Source organism: Paraburkholderia sp. BL10I2N1 (genome assembly GCF_004361815.1).
Classification (GTDB): Bacteria; Pseudomonadota; Gammaproteobacteria; order Burkholderiales; family Burkholderiaceae; genus Paraburkholderia.
In genome coordinates, this window is record NZ_SNWA01000001.1 from 221,660 (window position 1) to 239,350 (window position 17,691).

At 64.0% G+C, this 17,691-nt stretch carries 17 protein-coding genes; 5 read left to right on the top strand and 12 right to left on the bottom strand.

The annotated features are described in order from the left end of the window. Window positions 1-4 precede the first annotated feature (4 nt). The 4 genes from cysD to B0G77_RS01040 all read right to left on the bottom strand — a co-directional run bounded on the left by cysD (window position 5) and on the right by B0G77_RS01040 (window position 4,060). A complete protein-coding gene (cysD, locus tag B0G77_RS01025; RefSeq protein ID WP_133660472.1) occupies window positions 5-967 on the bottom strand; it encodes a sulfate adenylyltransferase subunit CysD in 963 nt (320 codons plus the stop codon). Between the two features lie 101 nt (window positions 968-1,068). After that, window positions 1,069-1,803, bottom strand: coding sequence for a phosphoadenylyl-sulfate reductase (locus B0G77_RS01030; RefSeq protein ID WP_133660473.1), 735 nt, complete (start codon window positions 1,801-1,803; stop codon window positions 1,069-1,071). After that, on the bottom strand, window positions 1,800-2,339 hold the full coding sequence (locus tag B0G77_RS01035) for a DUF934 domain-containing protein (RefSeq protein ID WP_133660474.1): 540 nt from the start codon (window positions 2,337-2,339) through the stop codon (window positions 1,800-1,802). Before B0G77_RS01035 ends, B0G77_RS01030 begins: the two co-directional genes overlap by 4 nt. 41 nt (window positions 2,340-2,380) lie before the next feature. After that, window positions 2,381-4,060: a nitrite/sulfite reductase gene (locus B0G77_RS01040; protein WP_133660475.1), complete on the bottom strand. Its 1,680-nt coding sequence runs from the start codon at window positions 4,058-4,060 to the stop codon at window positions 2,381-2,383. Window positions 4,061-4,307: 247 nt separating this feature from the next. Here B0G77_RS01040 and B0G77_RS01045 point away from each other — a divergent pair, with 247 nt between their 5' ends. From B0G77_RS01045 to B0G77_RS01055, 3 genes are all read left to right on the top strand, one after another. Then, window positions 4,308-5,249 carry a CysB family HTH-type transcriptional regulator gene (locus B0G77_RS01045; protein ID WP_133660476.1) on the top strand — a complete coding sequence of 314 codons (942 nt, stop codon included), beginning with the start codon at window positions 4,308-4,310 and terminating at the stop codon, window positions 5,247-5,249. Between the two features lie 100 nt (window positions 5,250-5,349). After that, window positions 5,350-6,516 (top strand): ABC transporter substrate-binding protein, encoded by a 1,167-nt coding sequence (locus B0G77_RS01050; RefSeq protein ID WP_133660477.1) that lies wholly within the window; start codon window positions 5,350-5,352, stop codon window positions 6,514-6,516. Window positions 6,517-6,707: 191 nt separating this feature from the next. Then, window positions 6,708-6,965, top strand: coding sequence for a hypothetical protein (locus tag B0G77_RS01055; RefSeq protein WP_133660478.1), 258 nt, complete (start codon window positions 6,708-6,710; stop codon window positions 6,963-6,965). 65 nt (window positions 6,966-7,030) lie between these two features. Here the strand turns inward: B0G77_RS01055 and B0G77_RS01060 are convergent, their stop codons facing one another. The 7 genes from B0G77_RS01060 to B0G77_RS01090 form a co-directional block, all read right to left on the bottom strand. Beyond that, entirely contained in the window at window positions 7,031-7,744 is a 714-nt protein-coding gene (locus B0G77_RS01060; protein ID WP_133660479.1) for an NAD(P)H-binding protein, read from the bottom strand. A 54-nt stretch (window positions 7,745-7,798) separates the two neighbouring features. Next, on the bottom strand, window positions 7,799-8,947 hold the full coding sequence (locus tag B0G77_RS01065) for a Gfo/Idh/MocA family oxidoreductase (RefSeq protein ID WP_243750883.1): 1,149 nt from the start codon (window positions 8,945-8,947) through the stop codon (window positions 7,799-7,801). A gap of 31 nt (window positions 8,948-8,978) precedes the next feature. Beyond that, a complete protein-coding gene (locus B0G77_RS01070) occupies window positions 8,979-10,028 on the bottom strand; it encodes a sugar phosphate isomerase/epimerase (protein WP_133660480.1) in 1,050 nt (349 codons plus the stop codon). A 108-nt stretch (window positions 10,029-10,136) separates the two neighbouring features. Further along, window positions 10,137-11,099, bottom strand: coding sequence for a substrate-binding domain-containing protein (locus B0G77_RS01075; protein WP_133660481.1), 963 nt, complete (start codon window positions 11,097-11,099; stop codon window positions 10,137-10,139). A gap of 127 nt (window positions 11,100-11,226) precedes the next feature. Then, window positions 11,227-12,240: an ABC transporter permease gene (locus B0G77_RS01080; RefSeq protein WP_133660482.1), complete on the bottom strand. Its 1,014-nt coding sequence runs from the start codon at window positions 12,238-12,240 to the stop codon at window positions 11,227-11,229. Then, window positions 12,221-13,708, bottom strand: coding sequence for a sugar ABC transporter ATP-binding protein (locus B0G77_RS01085; RefSeq protein WP_133660483.1), 1,488 nt, complete (start codon window positions 13,706-13,708; stop codon window positions 12,221-12,223). The genes B0G77_RS01080 and B0G77_RS01085 overlap by 20 nt, the downstream gene beginning before the upstream one ends. A 48-nt stretch (window positions 13,709-13,756) precedes the next feature. After that, a complete protein-coding gene (locus tag B0G77_RS01090; RefSeq protein ID WP_243751086.1) occupies window positions 13,757-14,749 on the bottom strand; it encodes a LacI family DNA-binding transcriptional regulator in 993 nt (330 codons plus the stop codon). A 284-nt stretch (window positions 14,750-15,033) separates the two neighbouring features. Between B0G77_RS01090 and B0G77_RS01095 the strand changes: the two genes are divergently transcribed. Both B0G77_RS01095 and B0G77_RS01100 read left to right on the top strand, forming a co-directional pair. Continuing rightward, the gene (locus tag B0G77_RS01095) at window positions 15,034-15,687 is read left to right on the top strand and encodes a protein-L-isoaspartate O-methyltransferase (protein WP_133660484.1); all 654 of its coding nucleotides are present in this window, start codon (window positions 15,034-15,036) and stop codon (window positions 15,685-15,687) included. A gap of 58 nt (window positions 15,688-15,745) precedes the next feature. Then, window positions 15,746-16,069, top strand: a complete 324-nt coding sequence (locus tag B0G77_RS01100) for a rhodanese-like domain-containing protein (RefSeq protein ID WP_133660485.1) — start codon at window positions 15,746-15,748, stop codon at window positions 16,067-16,069. 50 nt (window positions 16,070-16,119) lie between these two features. On the opposite strand, the gene B0G77_RS01105 is transcribed toward B0G77_RS01100, so the two are convergent. Continuing rightward, the gene (locus tag B0G77_RS01105) at window positions 16,120-17,403 is read right to left on the bottom strand and encodes an aspartate aminotransferase family protein (protein WP_133663982.1); all 1,284 of its coding nucleotides are present in this window, start codon (window positions 17,401-17,403) and stop codon (window positions 16,120-16,122) included. Window positions 17,404-17,691 lie beyond the last annotated feature (288 nt).

Genomic DNA, 17,691 nt, shown 5'->3' on the forward strand with positions numbered 1-17,691 from the left:
TGCCTTAGAAATAACCTTGCTTCTTGCGTGTTTCCATCGCGGCTTCCGACGTCTGGTCGTCCATGCGCGTCGCGCCGCGCTCCGTGATTTCGGTCACGGCCGTCTCGGCGATGATCTTCTCGAGATCGTCGGCGTCGCTTTCCACCGGGCACGTGCAGCTGATGTCGCCCACCGTGCGAAAGCGCACCAGCGCCGTTTCGCTGGTCTCGCCTTCGCGCATCGGCGTGAGCGGCGTCACCGGCACGAGCAGGCCGTTGCGGCGCACGATCTCGCGATGATGCGCATAGTAGATCGACGGCAGTTCGAGCTGCTCGCGGGCGATGTATTGCCACACGTCCAGCTCCGTCCAGTTCGAGATCGGGAACACGCGCAGATGCTCGCCGTTGTGCAGGCGCGCGTTGTAGAGACTCCACAGCTCCGGGCGCTGCGCCTTCGGATCCCACTGGCCGAACTCGTCGCGAAACGAGAAGATGCGCTCTTTCGCCCGCGCCTTTTCCTCGTCGCGGCGCGCCCCGCCGATCATCGCGGTGTAACCGTATTGCTCGATCGTTTCGAGCAGCGTGACGGCCTGCGCCGCGTTGCGCGAATCCGTCTCGCGACGCAGACGCACCGTGCCGCGTTTGATCGAATCCTCGACGTGCCCGACCACCAGTTCCGCACCGATCTCTTTCGCGCGCCGGTCGCGGAAATCGATCACTTCGTCATAGTTGTGGCCCGTGTCGATGTGCACGAGCGGGAACGGCAGCACCGTCCTGCGGTTCGCGCCGAGGCCGAACGCCTTGAGCGCGAGATGCAGCACGACGACCGAATCCTTGCCACCCGAAAACAGCAGCGCGGGACGGCTGCATTCGGCAACCAGTTCGCGCAGGATGTGAATCGACTCGGCTTCCAGCCAGTCGAGGTGATCCATCCGGTTCGCCGTGTTGGCGAGCGGAGCGTTCAGTGCGGGATCGAGCGTCGTGCTCATGGTGTGTCCTTCCTTTTTTCGTGTCGCAGGCGGCGACTCGCGACGCGGGGTATTCATTCAATCGATGGGCTGTTGCAGCTGACGGCAAGGCAAGCGTACCGTCACGCCGCGGAATTTTCCGTGCTGAGCGCGATCGGGATCGTCGTGATGTGCAGCCCGCATTCCTTCGTATCGCGCGACTCCCACCACCAGCGCCCTGCCCGGCTGTCCTCGCCGGGACGGACCGCGCGCGTGCAGGGCTCGCAGCCGATGCTCGGATAGCCGCGTGCGTGCAGCGGATTCACCGGTACGTCGAACGCCTCAAGATACGCCCATACCTCGGTTTCGGTCCAGTCCGCGAGCGGATTGAACTTCGCGATGTTGCGCGCGCCGTCGTGTTCTTCCTCGTGCAGCTCGGCACGTGTCACCGACTGCTCGCGCCGCTGCCCGGTCACCCATGCGCTGACGTCGGACAAGGCGCGGTTAAGCGGCTCGACCTTGCGGATTTCGCAGCAACGCTTGCGCAGATCGATGCTTTCATAGAACGCGTTCAGACCATGCGAAGCGACGTATTCGTCCACGGCCGCGGCCTGCGGATGAAACTGCTCGATCTCGTAGCCGTAGCGTTCGCGCACGCGCTCGATCATGCCGAGCGTCTCCGCATGCAGACGGCCCGTGTTCAGCGAGAAGATCCCGATGCCGACCTTGCGCGACAGGATCGCGTGCGTGAGCAGCATGTCTTCGGCAGCCAGGCTGCTCGCCAGCTTCACGTTCGCGTGACGCGCGGCGATCGAGTCGAGCAGCGCGTCCAGCTGCGCGATTTTCGCAGCGAGTTCCGGCGTGATCTTTTCGCTCATGCTGAAGCCTTTTGTGCGGCAGCTTCACGACGGCGGAACAGCGGCGTGGGGTCGTCGACGGCGCCCTGATACTGCACCGTGAAGTCGTCGAACGCCTTCAGTGCATCGTGAATGTCCTTGTCTTCGCGCACGGCGTACGCGTCGAAACCGCAGCGGTACATCAGCCTGACCTGGTCGCGCAACACGTCGCCGATCGCGCGAAGCTCGCCCTTGTAGCCATAGCGCTCACGCAGGAGGCGGCCGATGCTGTAGCCACGGCCATCGCGGAACACCGGGAAGTCGACGCCGATCAGCGCGAGCTTGTCGAAGTCGCCGGCGATGTCCGCCGGTTCGCTGTCCGGCGCAAGCCATACGCCGAGTTCCGCGACGCTGCGCGAGGCGATCAACGCTTCGCGTTCCGCCTGCCACAACGCGAGCGGCACCAGCACCTTGCCCGCCGGCAGCGCGGCCACTGCGGGCAACGTGCCGTCTTCCGCCGCGCGCACGACAGTCCAGTCATCATTCACGATCGCGCGGTTTTTGATAATCGAAGCCATCTGCTGAATCCTTTGAGCCTTGAATCCCGGCAAATCCCGGGTTACGCGTGAGCCGGTTGACGCGATGCGTACACGCGCTCCTTGAACGGTGCGATGCCGATGCGCTGGTACGTATCGATGAAGCGTTCGCCATCGATGCGGTTTTCCACGAACGTATCGATCACCTTCGACACCACGTCCGGCATCTCTTCCGCCGAGAACGACGGGCCGATCACACGGCCAAGCGCCGCGCCGTTCACGCCCGTGCCCTGCTCGCCGCCAAGCGTCACCTGATACCACTCGGAGCCGTCCTTATCGACGCCAAGCACACCGATGTTGCCGACGTGATGGTGGCCGCACGCGTTGATACAGCCCGAGATGTTCAGCGACACGTCGCCGAGGTCATACACGTAGTCGAGATCGTTGAAGCGTTCCTGAATCGCCAGCGCAATCGGAATCGACTTCGCATTCGCGAGCGAGCAGAAATCGCCGCCCGGGCACGCGATGATGTCGGTCAGAAGACCGATGTTCGGCGTCGCGAAGCCCTGCGCCTTCGCCTCTTCCCACAGCGCGTACAGATCGCGCTTCTTCACGTTCGCGAGAATCAGGTTCTGTTCGTGCGACACGCGGATCTCGCCGAGCGAATACCTGTCGGCCCAGTCGGCGACCGCTTCCATCTGCGTATCGGTGGCGTCGCCGGGCGCCACGGTGCGCGACTTGAGCGAGAGCGTAACCGATGCGTAGCCGGACACCTTGTGCGGCCGCACGTTACGCTCGACCCAGCGCGCGAACCCACGGTTTTCAAGCAGATGGTTTTCGAACGTCGCGTCGGTGTCCGGCAGCTTGTCGTACTGCGGGGGCGCGAAGTATTGCGACACGCGGTCAACTTCAGCCTGCGTCAGCGTCGAAGGGCCATCCTTCAGATGCTGCCACTCTTCCTCGACCTGCTTTGCGAACTTCTCCGGGCTCAACGCCTTCACGAGAATCTTGATGCGGGCCTTGTACATGTTGTCGCGACGGCCGTAGCGGTTATACACACGCAGCACGGCTTCGCAGTAGGTCAGCAGATGCTGCCACGGCAGGTCTTCACGAATGATCGAGCCGACGATCGGCGTACGGCCCAGGCCCCCGCCCGCGAGGATGCTGGCAACCAGTTCGCCCTGCGCGTTCTTCTTCAGATAGACGGCGAGATCGTGCACCTGCGCGGCGGCACGGTCTTCTGTCGAACCCGACACGGCGATCTTGAACTTGCGCGGCAGCCACGCGAATTCCGGATGGAACGTCGACCATTGACGCAGGATTTCGGCCCACGGGCGCGGATCGACGACTTCATCGGGTGCCACACCGGCGAACTGGTCGGCCGTGATGTTGCGGATGCAGTTGCCCGACGTCTGGATGCCGTGCATCTGGACGGACGCGAGCTTCGCGAGAATCTCAGGCGTTTCTTCGAGCTTGATCCAGTTGTACTGGATGTTGGAGCGCGTCGAGAAATGGCCGTAGCCGCGGTCGTGTTCGTGCGCGATGCGCGCCAGCATGCGCATCTGGTCGCTGCGCAGGTTGCCGTACGGAATCGCGATGCGGTGCATGTACGCGTGGCGCTGCAGGTACAGGCCGTTCTGCAGGCGCAACGGACGAAACTCCTCTTCGCTCAATTCGTCCGACAGCCGGCGGCGAACCTGGTCGGCGTACTGCGCGACACGTTCATCGACGATGGTCTGGTCGTACTGATCGTATTGGTACATTCGGGGACCCCAGTTTTTGCGTTACTCGCAGCGTTCCGGCGGCCGGTGATCCGGCGGCCGGCGACCCGGTTATGCCGCGCCAGGCTATCCGCGTTTGTCAGCGCAAAAGACCGGGCGTTTAGACCGATCTCTCATTTGCTTATGACAAATACAGATATCCATATTGAAAAAGTTGGACAAATCGTAATAAACTCGCCTTATATTTCAAACGACTTAAAAATTGTTTTCATATGCTGAGGGGTTATAAATGAACCTGCACCAGTTTCGCTTCGTGCGCGAGGCGGTCCGGCAGAACTTCAACCTCACGGAAGCCGCCAAGGCACTGTATACAAGCCAGCCAGGCGTCTCGAAGGCGATCATCGAGCTGGAGGACGAACTCGGCGTGGAAATCTTCACGCGGCACGGCAAACGCGTCCGCTCGCTGACCGAGCCGGGGCGGATCATTCTTCAGTCGGTTGAGCGGATCCTGCAGGAAGTCGAGAGCCTGAAGCGGGTCGGTAAAGATTACGCGGCCCAGGATCAGGGCAATCTGGTCATCGCCGCCACCCACACGCAGGCGCGCTACTCCCTTCCGGCCGCGATCGCCGAATTCAAGAAGCGCTTTCCCAAAGTTCACCTTTCGATCCTGCAAGGCAGCCCGACGCAGGTCGCGGAAATGGTCATCCACGACCAGGCGGACCTCGCGATCGCCACCGAGGCGATCTCAAACTATAAGGAGCTGGTGTCGCTGCCATGCTTCCAGTGGCATCACGTGGCCGTGATGCAGCCGGATCACCCGCTGCTGGACCGCAAGCAGCTGTCGCTCGACGATCTGACGCAATACCCGCTGATTACGTACGACAACGCGTTCGCCGGCCGCACCAAGATCAACGAGGCGTTCCGCCTGCGCGGCCTGCATCCCGATATCGTGCTCGAAGCGATCGACGCCGACGTGATCAAGACCTACGTCGAACTGGGACTCGGGGTCGGCATCATGGCGGATATCGCGTTCAACGCCGAGCGCGACCGTCACCTGCGGGCGATGCCGGTCGGCCATCTGTTTGGCAGCAATGTGACGCGCGTCGCGCTGAAACAGGGCGCGTACCTGCGCAGCTATGTGTACACGCTGGTCGAACTGCTGTCGCCGAGCATGAACCGCCGGCTGATCGAGCAGGCGCTCAAGGGCGAGCATGAGACCTATGAGCTGTAAGCCTGTCCTTAAAACAAGCCTTGAAGCGACCCTTGAAGCACCGTTGATCCCACCGCCGATAAAAATCGCTGTTTCCCTTTCCGCCACGGAGACCCAACCGATGAGCTTTACGTCGTACAAAAAGAACCTGCGCCAGGTAGCCGCCGCTGCGGCACTGCTGGTCAGCACGGTCGCGCATGCCGATCTGAAGGTTGGCATCGATCTGTCGAGCACCGGCCCCGCCGCCGCGATCGGCATTACCAGCAAGAACGCGATGCTGATGTGGCCGAAGACGATTGCCGGCCAGAACGCCCAGTACATCATTCTCGACGACGGCTCCGATCCGGGCGCCGCCGTGCGCAACATCCGCAAGCTCATCAACGAGGACCACGTTGACGTGATCGTCGGGCCGAACATTACGCCGGCCGCGCTGGCCGCGCTCGATCCCGTCGCCGAAAGCCAGACGCCGATGATTACGCTGATCGGCTCGGCGAGCGTCGTCGAACCGCAGGAAGGCAAGCGCGTGTGGGCGTTCAAGATGGCCCAGACCGACAGCGCAATGGCCGACGTGATGACGCGCCATATGGCAAATCACAACGTGAAGACAGTGGGCTTCATCGGCTTCGCTGACAGCTACGGCGACAGCTGGCTCAACGAATTCACGAAGTTCGCGGCGCTGCGGCACATTCAGGTGGTCGCGACCGAACGCTTCAACCGCACCGACGCGAGCGTCACCGGACAGATCCTCAAGCTGATGGCCGCCAAGCCGGACGCGATCCTGATCGCCGGCGCCGGCACGCCGACCGTGCTGCCGCAACGCACGCTCGTCGAGCGCGGCTTCAAGGGGCCGATCTATCAGACGCACGGCATTGCCACGCCGGAGTTCATCAAGCTGGGCGGCAAGGATGTCGAGGGGACGCTGTTTCCGACGCAGCCGGTCGTCGTCGCGCGGACGCTGCCGGCCGATCATCCGGCGAAAAAGGCGGCGCTCGCGTTCGTCAACGCGTATGAAGCGCAATACGGCGCGAACACCGTCACGCAATTCGCGGGCGACGCGGCCGGCGTGTACCCTCGCCTGCATGACGCCGTGACCCGCGCGCTGAAGACGGCGCAGCCGGGTACGCCGGCGTTTCGCGCCGCGCTGCGCGATGAACTGGAGCACGCGCATGAGCTGGTGGTGCCGAACGGGGTCGTCAATACGAGCGCGAAGGATCACGTCGGGCTCGATCAGCGCGCCAGCGTGATGGGCATCATCAAGGACGGCAAGTTCACCTGGCTGAGCCAGTGACGCCTGCTGGACGGACCGCCCGGGCGATCGGCGGCAGGCGGCGACATTGCACCGCCGCTACCGACGCTCGTGGTGACACCGGAGGTTCGTACGATGCCGGACACCTCGGCAGCGTGGGTGAAGCGCACCGGACTGACGCACCCTGTCCGCGTTACTGATAGAGTGTTTGACTTCACCCTGCATTCACCATCATGCGCACTACCCGAGCCATCCACGCCGTCGAGCGGCTGAAAACCCGCACCGGTAATCCGCTTTACGCAGCGATCAGCCTGTCCGGTGGGCTCTTCTATCTTGTCGACAAGTCGAGCGGCACCGATAAAAAGGTCTCCGATCCGCTCACGCTCGACGACTTCGTGAAGTTTGTCGACGCATTCGGCCCGCAAAAACCCCGCAAAGCGAGCAAGCTCGACCTCGCGTTTGAAGAGCAGATCAAAAGAAGCCGCCGCTGAGCGTTGCGCTTTGCCGGTGATGTGATTCAGGGGCCTATGCCGGCTGTGCAAGTCCGCGGTGTGACTCAGCGGAGCAACCCAGCGGCGCGATGCAGTGCGTCGTTTTCGATGATCGTCACGCCCTGCCCGTCGCCGAGCGCGGCCGATACCAGCGCACGTGCCACTTCGTCGGCGGCGATCGAGCGCCACTTCAGCGGCAACACCACACCGAACCCACGCGCGATACTCTCCAACCGACGGCTCTCCTGCCGCTCCCCCATCAGGAACGACGGGCGCACGATCGTGACGGCCGGATAGCCGAGCTTCAGCAGCCCGTCTTCGACTTCGCCCTTTACGCGGCTGTAGAACGTTCTTGCGTGCGCGCTGGCGCCGATCGCACTGATGAGCGCATAGCGCGACGCGCCGCGACGGCGCGCCTCTAGTCCAACGCTCAATGGATACTCATGGTCGACCTTGCGGAAGGCCGCCTGGGAACCCGCCGTCCTGATCGTCGTGCCGAGCGCGCAGATCACGGCATCGACGGCAAAGATCTCGTTGCCATCGGGCAGCGCGTCAAGTCGATCGAAATCGACGACATGTTCGATCACGCGGTTCGCATGCCCCGCCCCCGTTATCGCTGCGCCCGAGGCCCGCCGCACGAGCGAACGCACTTCGGCCACGCGTGCGTCGCGCGCGAGCAGCTTGAGACACGCACTGCCGACCAGCCCCGTGCCGCCAACCAGCAGAACAGTGCGTTTGCGCGATGCGCCCGTAACGGTCGACGACGGTTGGGTAGACATGCCGGAACCCGCGGAGAGATGACGTGCCGCATCTTACCGTGCGTTCGTTACAGGTCAGCCGTTCTGCACCTCCTGAAACCCGGCATTGTTCGCGCTGCTCTTCAGCACGGCATCGATGAACCGCATGCCCGCGACACCGTCGTCGACCGTGGTCAGCAGACGGCTTTCCGGCGGAATCGGACGGCCCGCATCGAGCGCTTCGATCTGCAACGCGGCATCGCGATACAACTGCGCGAACGCCTCCAGATAGCCTTCCGGATGCCCGGGCGGCACGCGCGTCGCATGCGCGGCGACCGCGCTTGTCACCCGTGCGCGCGTGAAACGCACAGACGCCCCGCCAAGCGGCGTGAACCACAATTCGTTCGGGTTCTCCTGATCGAACGCGAGGCCCGCCTTCGTGCCATACACGCGCAGGCGCAGCGCGTTTTCCGCGCCACTCGCGACCTGGCTCGCCCACAGCATGCCGCGCGCGCCGTTGGCGTAGCGCAGCATCGCCTGCACGTGATCGTCGACACGGCGTCCGGGAACGAAGGTATGCAGTTCCGCCGACAGCGACTCCGGCGTCATACCCGTGACGAACGCCGCGAGGTGATACGCATGCGTGCCGATATCGCCGAGGCAGCCGGCAGGGCCCGATTGCGCCGGATCGGTTCGCCACCCCGCCTGCTTGTTCGTGCCCGCCCGCTCGACCGGTTCCGCGAGCCAGTCCTGCGCATACTCGACCTGCACGACCCGCACTTCGCCGATCTCACCGGATTCCACCAGTTCGCGCGCGTGCCGCACCAGCGGATAACCGGAATACGTATGCGTCAGTGCAAAGAGCCGCTGCTTCTCCCGCGCGAGCTTCGCGAGCGCCTGGGCTTGCGCCAGCGAAATCGCGAGCGGCTTGTCGCAGATCACGTGAATCCCCGCTTCGAGAAATGCCGTCGCCACCGGCGCGTGCAGGTGATTCGGCGTGACGATCGCGACCACGTCGATGCCGTCATCGCGTGCCGCTTCGACCTTCGCCATCTCGCGCCAGTCCGCGTAGCTGCGCGCGATGCCGAGCTCCGCTGCACTCGCCTTCGCGCGCCCGGCGTCGGACGACAGCGCGCCCGCGACAAGTTCATACTGGTCGTCGAGACGCGCGGCGATCCGGTGGACCGCGCCGATAAACGCGCCCTGCCCGCCGCCGACCATGCCCAACCGCAATCTTCGTATCATCGAATGCTCCTGAGGGACGCGGATGGACGCGCTACAGACCCAGCACCCGCCGGATCTGCGCCGTATCGACGCCACTGCCCGCGAAATCGTCGAAGGCCTTCTCCGCCACGCGAATGATGTGCCGCCGGATGAATTCCGCCCCTTCGCGCGCCCCGTCTTCCGGGTGCTTCAACGCGCACTCCCATTCGAGCACCGCCCAGCCGGGATAGTCGTACTGAGCCATCTTCGAAAAGATCGCGCCAAAGTCGATCTGCCCGTCGCCCAGCGAACGGAAGCGGCCCGGGCGTTCCGTCCAGCCGCTGTAGCTGCCGTACACGCCGGCCTTGCCCGTCGGCCGGAACTCCGCATCCTTCACATGGAAGACCTTGATACGCTCGTGATAGATATCGATGAACCCGAGGTAGTCGAGTTGCTGCAGCACGTAGTGGCTCGGATCGAACAGGATGTTCGCGCGCCTGTGTCCTTTCACGCGATCCAGAAAGCGCTCGAATGTCACGCCGTCGTGCAGGTCTTCGCCTGGATGCAGTTCGTAGGCGACATCGACGCCCACTTCGTCGAACGCATCGAGGATCGGCGTCCAGCGGCGTGCGAGTTCATCGAACGCGGCTTCGACGAGACCCACGGGCCGCTGCGGCCAGGGGTACACGTACGGCCACGCGAGCGCGCCCGAAAACGACACGTGCGTGTCGAGCCCGAGACGCCGCGAAGCCTGCGCCGCCAGCTTCAGCTGCTGGATCGCCCACGCGGTGCGCGCCTCTGGATTGCCGCGCACATGCGGCGCGGCAAAGCCGTCGAACAACTGGTCATACGCCGGATGCACGGCAACGAGCTGGCCTTGCAGATGCGACGCCAGTTCGGTGATCTCGACACCCGCGTCGGCGACGACCCCCAGCAGTTCGTCGCAATACGTCTGGCTCGATGCGGCCTGTTCAAGGTCGATCAAACGTCCGTCGACGGGCACCTGGATGCCCTTGTAGCCGAGACTCGCGGCCCACGTGGCCATGTTCCCGAGCGTGTCGAAAGGCGGCTTGTCACCCAGGAACTGGGCCAGGTAGATCGCTGGCCCCTTGATGGTTTTCATCGTTCGGCTCCCCGGTTAAAGGATGGAGTGCACGCCGCCGGGCGTGCGCGAGCGCCGCTCTTGCGGTCCCAGTCCCGCACCTCGCGCGCAGCAGCAATACGAAGCACATCAGAATGGCGATGCAGGGAAGTAATATTCTTTGGCGTTCTCCGACGTAACGAGCACCGAAGGCACGATCGTCGTCGGCGGCAGCTTCTCGCCCTTCAGGCGGGCTTCGCCCGTCAGCTTGATTGCGTCGTAGATGAACTTGGGCGAATACGTGACATCGGCCTTGATCAGCTTGTCGCCATCCATCACGCGCTTGACCATTTCCTTCGACCCCGCGCCGCCCAGCACTTCCTTGATGTCGGTGCGCTTCGCCTGGTCGATGGCCTTGAGCACGCCAACCGACATGTCGTCATCGGCGGACCAGACCGCGTCGATATGCTTGAAGCGTGTGAGGTAGTCCTGCATCACCTTGAACGCATCGTCGCGGTTCCAGTTCGCGTACTTCGCGTCGAGCACCTTCACGCCTGGGCATGCCTTCAGGGCGTTCGTGAAGGCCGTATAGCGTTCGTTATCGAGCGTGGTCGGGATACCGCGCAGCGCGACGATGTCGCCCTTGCCATCCAGCGACTTGCAGAAATATTCTCCGGCGAGCCTGCCGAAGGCGGTGTTGTCACCCGCGACGTAGGCGTCCTGCGCACTCGTGTCGGTCAACCCGCGGTCCACCACCGTCACGTAGACGCCCTTCTTGTGCACCTGCGCGACCGGCTGTGTCAGCGAAGCGGATTCATGCGGGAAGATCACGAGCGCATTGATCTTGTTGACGGTCACCAGATCCTGCAACTGGTTGGCCTGTTCGGGCGCGCTGGCCGATGACTTCAGGATCACCTTCAGATCCGGATGCGCTTTCTCCATGTCCTCCTTCGCCTTGTTTGCCCACCAGACGATGCCACCGGTGAAGCCGTGATCGGCAGTGGGAATGGCCACGCCCAGCGTGACCTTGTCATCGGCTCTCGCCGCACCCGCTGTACCCAGCATGCCCAACGCCAGCACGCCGGCACTGATCGCCCGAATGACCTGCTTCATGGTTGTGTCTCCTGTCATGGGGCGCATGGCGCCCGGTTTTTGGGTTTCCGGCGCTGACGCCGGGCACAGCGGTTACCGCTTGCTTCGGTTTCGAAAACGACTGCCTGCCTGATCGCCTGACGCAGGTTCAACGCCGCCCGCGCTGCAGGAACGCGACGATGATGATCACGACGCCCTGCACCGCTGCGTTCAGGTACACACTGATGATGCTGGTGAGATTGAGAATGTTCGCGATGACCGACAGCAGTACCGCGCCGATCACCGTGCCGACCACGCGCCCTTCGCCGCCCTTCAGCGCCGTGCCGCCGACCACCACCGACGCGATCGCTTCCAGCTCCCACAGGAGCCCGGTCGTGGGCGTAGCAGACCCAAGGCGCGGCACGTAAAGCACCGTCGCGACGCCCACGCAGATACCGAGCAGCATGTACGTGACGATCTTCACGCGATCGACGCGAATCGCCGCATAGCGCGCGACCTGCTCGTTGGAGCCGATCGCCTGCACGTGCCGGCCAAAGGCGGTGCGATTGAGAATGAGCGCGCCGCCGGCCGCGACAATCAGGAACACCCAGATCGGTATCGGCACGCCAAACACGCTGGCGTAGTAAACCGGCCCGTACAGATCGGACAGCGCGTTGTCGAGCGTGAGTGCGCCGCCGTCGGCGAGCCACGTCAGCACGGCGCGGAAAATGCCCAGCGTGCCGAGCGTCACGATAAACGGCTCGATGCGGCCTTTCGTGATCAATAGCCCATGCGCGATGCCGAACACGCCGCCGAGCACCAGTGCGAGCACGATGCCGATGAGCACGATCGACAGCGGCGCGAACGTATGGCTGCCGATGCCGTTCGCCAGCGCGTTCATCGTGTAGATCATGCTGCCCGCGATCAGCGCGGCCATCGATCCCACCGACAGGTCGATGCCACCCGAGATGATCACGAAGGTCATGCCCACCGCGATGATGCCGATGAACGACGTGCGCGTGAGCACGTTCATGAGGTTGTCGAAGGTCGCGAAGTCGTGATTCAGCAACTGCCCCGCGACGCACAGCACGATCAGGCCGAGTAGCGGACCGAGCCCGTACAGCCGGCGTGCGAGGCGCATCGCACGGCCCGGTTGCGTGGGTTCAGTGTGTGCCGGTTGCATGAGCGATCAACTCCTCTTCGGTTAGCTGGTCGAGCGTGAGCGTGGTCTGCAGACGGCCTGTGCGCATCACCGCAACGCGGTGGCACAGCCCGATCAGCTCGATCAGTTCGGACGAGATCACGATCACCGCGCGCCCCTCTCCGGCGAGCCGATGGATCAGGAAGTAGATGTCGCGCTTCGCACCGACATCGACGCCGCGCGTCGGTTCGTCGAGCACGATCACGGCCGGATCGGGATGCAGGAACTTCGCAAGCGCCAGCTTCTGCTGGTTGCCGCCGGAAAGCATGCGCGCGCGGATCGACGTATCGCCCGTGCGGATGCCGAATTGGGCGATGCCTTTCCCGAGTGCTTCGCGCTCCGCTTTCAGGTCGAGGAGCGGATGCGCATAGCGTTCGAGCGTCATCAGCGTGAGGTTGTCCTGCAGGTTCAGGTTCAGATGCAGCGCCTTGTTCTTGCGATCCTCGCTCAGATACGTGAGGCCGCGGCGCATCGCATCGCGCGGGTTGCGGATATCGGCCACGCGGCCCGAGAGTTCGATGCGGCCCGCCGTGCGTCTGCGCAGGCCGAGGATCGCCTCGAACGCTTCCGTGCGCCCCGCGCCGACAAGGCCCGCGAAGCCCAGCACTTCACCCCTGCGCACTTCGAACGACAGCGACTCGACCCAGCCCGGCACCGACAACCCTTCCACGCGCATCGCCACCAGTGCATCCGCGGGCGGCGGTGCCTTGTCGGGGAACATGTCGGACAGCTCGCGGCCCACCATCAGGTTGGCCATCTGCTGGCGCGCGAGGCTCGTCGTCTCGCCGCGTGCCACGAAACGGCCGTCGCGCATGACGATCACTTCGTCGGTGATGTGCTCGACTTCATCGAGCTTGTGAGAGATGTAGACGATCGTCACGCCGTCGGCCTTCAGCTTGCGCATCAGCGCGAACAGGCGCTCGGTTTCCGCGGGCGTGAGCGTCGCCGTCGGTTCGTCCATGATCAGGAAGCGCGCGCGCCGCGACAGCGCCTTGGCGATTTCCACCATCTGCTTTTCCGCGACGATCAGGCTGCGCACCTGCGTATCCGGCGATTTCGTCAGGCCGACCTGTTCGAGATAGCGCGCGGCCTCCTTGCGCATCGCGCCATCGTCGAGCAGCCAGCCGCGCTTCTTCTCGTGGCCCAGATACATGTTCTCGGCGATCGACAGATGATCGGCAAGATTGAATTCCTGGTGAATCAGCACGATGCCCGCGGCCTCCGCGTCGCGCGAACTCGTGAAGTGCCGCGTTGCGCCATCGACGGTAAGCGTGCCTTCGGTCGCGCTTTCGTAGCCGGCGAGAATCTTCATCAGCGTCGACTTGCCCGCGCCGTTTTCGCCGAGCAGGCCATAGATGCGTCCCGGCGCAAGATCGAACGACACGCCGTGCAGCACGCGTACCGGGCCGAAATCTTTCCGGATGTCATCGAAGCGGACCGACAGACTCATTGCGACTGCGCTCCTCTCTCGTTATATCTGCGTGACACGCAGAAGCGCTTATGCGCTCCCGCGCACGACAAGCCGGTGTGGCAACAGCACGCCCGGCACATTTGCCCGCGGGTCCGCGAGGCGTTTCAGCAACAGCCGCGCCGCGGTCTCGCCAAGTTCGCGCATCGGCTGCGCGACGGTGGTGAGCGGCGGATCGATCTGTGCCGCCACCGAGATATCGTCGAAGCCCACCACCGCGACATCGTCCGGCGTGCGCTTGCCGATGCTGCGCAGGCCGTTGATCGCGCCGATCGCAAGCGTGTCGGATACCGCGAAAATGGCGCTCGGCGCCTCTGCGCCTCGCTGCCCTGCCAGTTCAGCGGCGGCTTTCGCGCCCGCCTCGTAGTCGAGGCTATAGACATTGCGACGCCACGCGGGCAGTGGCATCAGGCCGGCATCGCCGAGCGCGTCGAGATAGCCTTGCTGACGCTGGCGCGCGTACAGATAACCGTCGTCGGAATTGATGAGGCCGATCCTGCGATGCCCGCGCGCAAGCAAATGCCGCACTGCGTCACCTGCCGCGCAATAATTGTCGATGCCCACATACGGCACGCCCATATCAGTATCGAACTCGCAGCACGCGACCCAGGGCAGCGCGCCCGAGTCTTCCAGCAGCGCGTGCTGAACCGTGTCGGGGTCGAGGCAGATCGCGCCGTCGGCCCGGTGGCGGCGCAGCATGTCGAAGTAGCTGCGCTCGCGGCCCGGGTCGGCGCCCGTGTCGCACAGCAGCATGAAATAGCCGTGCTGGCGCGCGACCACGTCGATACCGCGCACGACTTCCGAATAGAACGGGTTGCCGAAGTCCGGCACCATCGTGAGCAGCAGACGGCTCTCCGCGGTGCGCAGATTGCGCGCGAGTTCGTTCACGCGATAGCCGCTGGTCTCGACGGCGGCCAGCACCCTGTCCCGCGTCTGCGCACGCACGTTCGAGTGGCCGTTCAGCACGCGCGACACGGTTGCCACCGACACACCCGCCTGCTCGGCGACGCCGGCAATCGACAGGTCGTCGGACGATCGAACCGATGAAACCGGTTGGGGCGATTGAGCCGGCTGAGGCGTTCGAGCGTCACCCTGCCGCGGTCTGGACACAGAAGACGTCTCCGGAAAATGTAATCGATTACATTCTTGGACTACCAGAGGGCGAATCTCAAGGTCGATTGCGTAGGGATTTACACGGAGGACCGGCTCGCGCCCCATGTCCTGCTCGACACGGAACCGCCGTCCGGTTTGGTACAATCCCGCAGTTCCCCACACCTTCCAGTTGCCTACAACTCGCCGAACCCATCATGAATATCGAGCAAGCGCGTTTCAACATGATCGAACAGCAGATTCGCCCCTGGGAAGTGCTGGACCAGGATGTGCTGAACCTGCTGTCGATCGTCAAGCGTGAAAACTTCGTCCCGGCGGCATACCGCGATCTGGCTTTCGTGGACTTCGAAGTGCCGTTGCCCGCCGGCCAGCACATGCTGGCGCCGCGCATCGAGGCGCGCGTGCTGCAGGAACTGGTGGTGAAGAAGCATGAAAGCGTGCTGGAGATCGGCGCGGGCTCGGGCTACATGGCAGCGCTCCTCGCGCACCGCAGCCAGCAGGTGCTGACCGTCGATATCGAACCGGAACTCGCCGAACTGGCGCGCACGAACCTCGCGAACAACGGCGTGCTGAACGCCGAAGTCGCCATCGGCGACGCGTCACGCGGCTGGGAAGCCGCCGCGCCCTATGACGTGATCTGCGTGTCGGGCGGCCTGCCGGTGCTGCCACAGGAAATCCTCGAACAGCTGAAGATTGGTGGCCGTCTGGCCGCCTTTGTCGGCACTGCGCCGGTGATGAAGGCGCAGATCATCACGCGCATCGACGAAAAGCAGTTCCGCATTGCCGACGTATTCGAAACCTACGTCGAGCCGCTCATCAACGCGGTGCAGCCGCCGCGCTTCAAGTTCTGAGCGCTGCCGGTCCCGTAGTCTGCCGCACTGACTGCACCTATAACTGAAAGTCCCGCTGATGCAAAACCTGTCCGCTTCCGCTCTCGCCGAATGGCTCGCCGATACCTCACGCGCAGCACCCGTGCTGCTCGATGTGCGCGAGCCGTGGGAAATCGCAACGGCGAACATCGCCGGTAGCGTGTCGATCCCGATGCGGGAGATTCCGGCCCGCAGCGAAGAACTCGACGACGACGCCGAAATCGTCTGCGTTTGCCATCACGGCGCACGCAGCGCGCAGGTTGCGATGTTCCTCGAGTCGCGCGGCCATGCGAAGGTCTTCAACCTGCAAGGCGGGATCGACGCCTGGTCGCGTCAGGTCGATCCGTCGGTTCCCACCTACTGATCCACGCTGTGCCATGCACCGGGCCGTGATGGCCCGGTTGCCCCACGCTGCTAGTCCGTCTCGCGCAACACCTCCGCCACTGTCCCGAAGATCTCGTCGATCTGTGCTTCATCAATGATGAGCGGCGGCGAGAACGCAAGAATGTCGCCGGTATAGCGCGTCAGCACGCCCTTCTGGAAGCACCGCACGAAGACGTCGAACGCACGCGCACCCGGCGCGCCGTCGCGCGGCTGCAACTCGACGCCTCCCACCAGCCCGAGATTGCGCACATCGATCACATGCCGCTCGCCGCGCAGCTTGTGGATCGCGTTCTCGAAGATGGGCGACATCTGCGCGGCGCGCTCGAACAGGTTCTCGCGCTCGTAGAGATCGATGGTCGCGCACGCAGCGGCGACCGCAATCGGATGCCCCGAGTACGTGTAGCCATGAAACAGCTCGATCCCGGCCGGCGCGCCGTTGACGATCGAATCGTGCACCTTGTGGCTTGCCGCGACGGCGCCCATCGGCGCGGCGGCGTTATTCGTACCTTTTGCCATCGTCAGCAGGTCGGGCGTCACGCCGAAGTATTGCGCGGCGAACGGCGCACCAAGCCGCCCCCAGCCCGTGATCACTTCGTCGAAGATCAGCAGGATGCCGTGTTTGTCGCAGATCTCGCGCAGCCGCTGCAGATAGCCCTGCGGCGGAATCAACACACCGGTCGAGCCGGCCACCGGTTCGACGATCACCGCGGCAATCGTCGATGCATCGTGCAGCGTGACGAGCCGCTCCAGTTCGTCGGCAAGGTGCGCGCCCCACACGGGCTGCCCCTTCGAAAACGCCGCTTCCTTGATGTTGAGCGTATGCGGCAGATGATCGACCGCGGGCAGCAGCCCGCCGGAGAACGCCTTGCGGTTCGGCGCAATGCCGCCCACCGAGATGCCGCCGAAGCCGACGCCGTGATACCCCCGCTCACGTCCGATGAAGCGCGTGCGCTGCCCTTCTCCCCGGGAGCGGTGATACGCGAGCGCGATCTTCAATGCGGTATCGACCGCTTCCGAGCCTGAGTTCACGAAGAAGATGTGCTTCAGGTCAGCCGGCGTGTGCTTCGCGATTTTAGTTGCGGCCTCAAACGCTTTCGGGTGCCCCATCTGGAACGTCGGCGCGAAATCCATCTCCTCGGCCTGCGCTTTCACGGCCGCGACAATCTCGTCCCGGCAATGGCCCGCATTGACGCACCAGAGCCCCGCCGTGCCGTCGAGAATGCGCCGCCCGTCGTGCGAGGTGTAGTACATCCCTTTGGCCTTTGCCAGCAGGCGCGGCGCGCTCTTGAACTGACGGTTCGCCGTGAAAGGCATCCAGAACGCGGACAGGTCGAGCGATGCGGCGCCGGCGCCCTCAGCCGGATTGCCGGCGGCAGGCTGAACAGGTTCGCCGGGCTGCCCCGGGGTTTCACGTTGATTCATGTTGTGTCTCCTCGCAGTCGGTCTTCCCAGGTAGGTTGTTCAGCTGCGTCTTCCGGCTGGGTCTTTCAGTGTAGGCAGCGATACCCGCATGCACAACGGCGCAGCGTTGATGCACCGCATCCGCCCGCCTGAATGACGATGCGCTTCGTTGCAGCGCGGCACGCACCTTCGCGAGGCGCG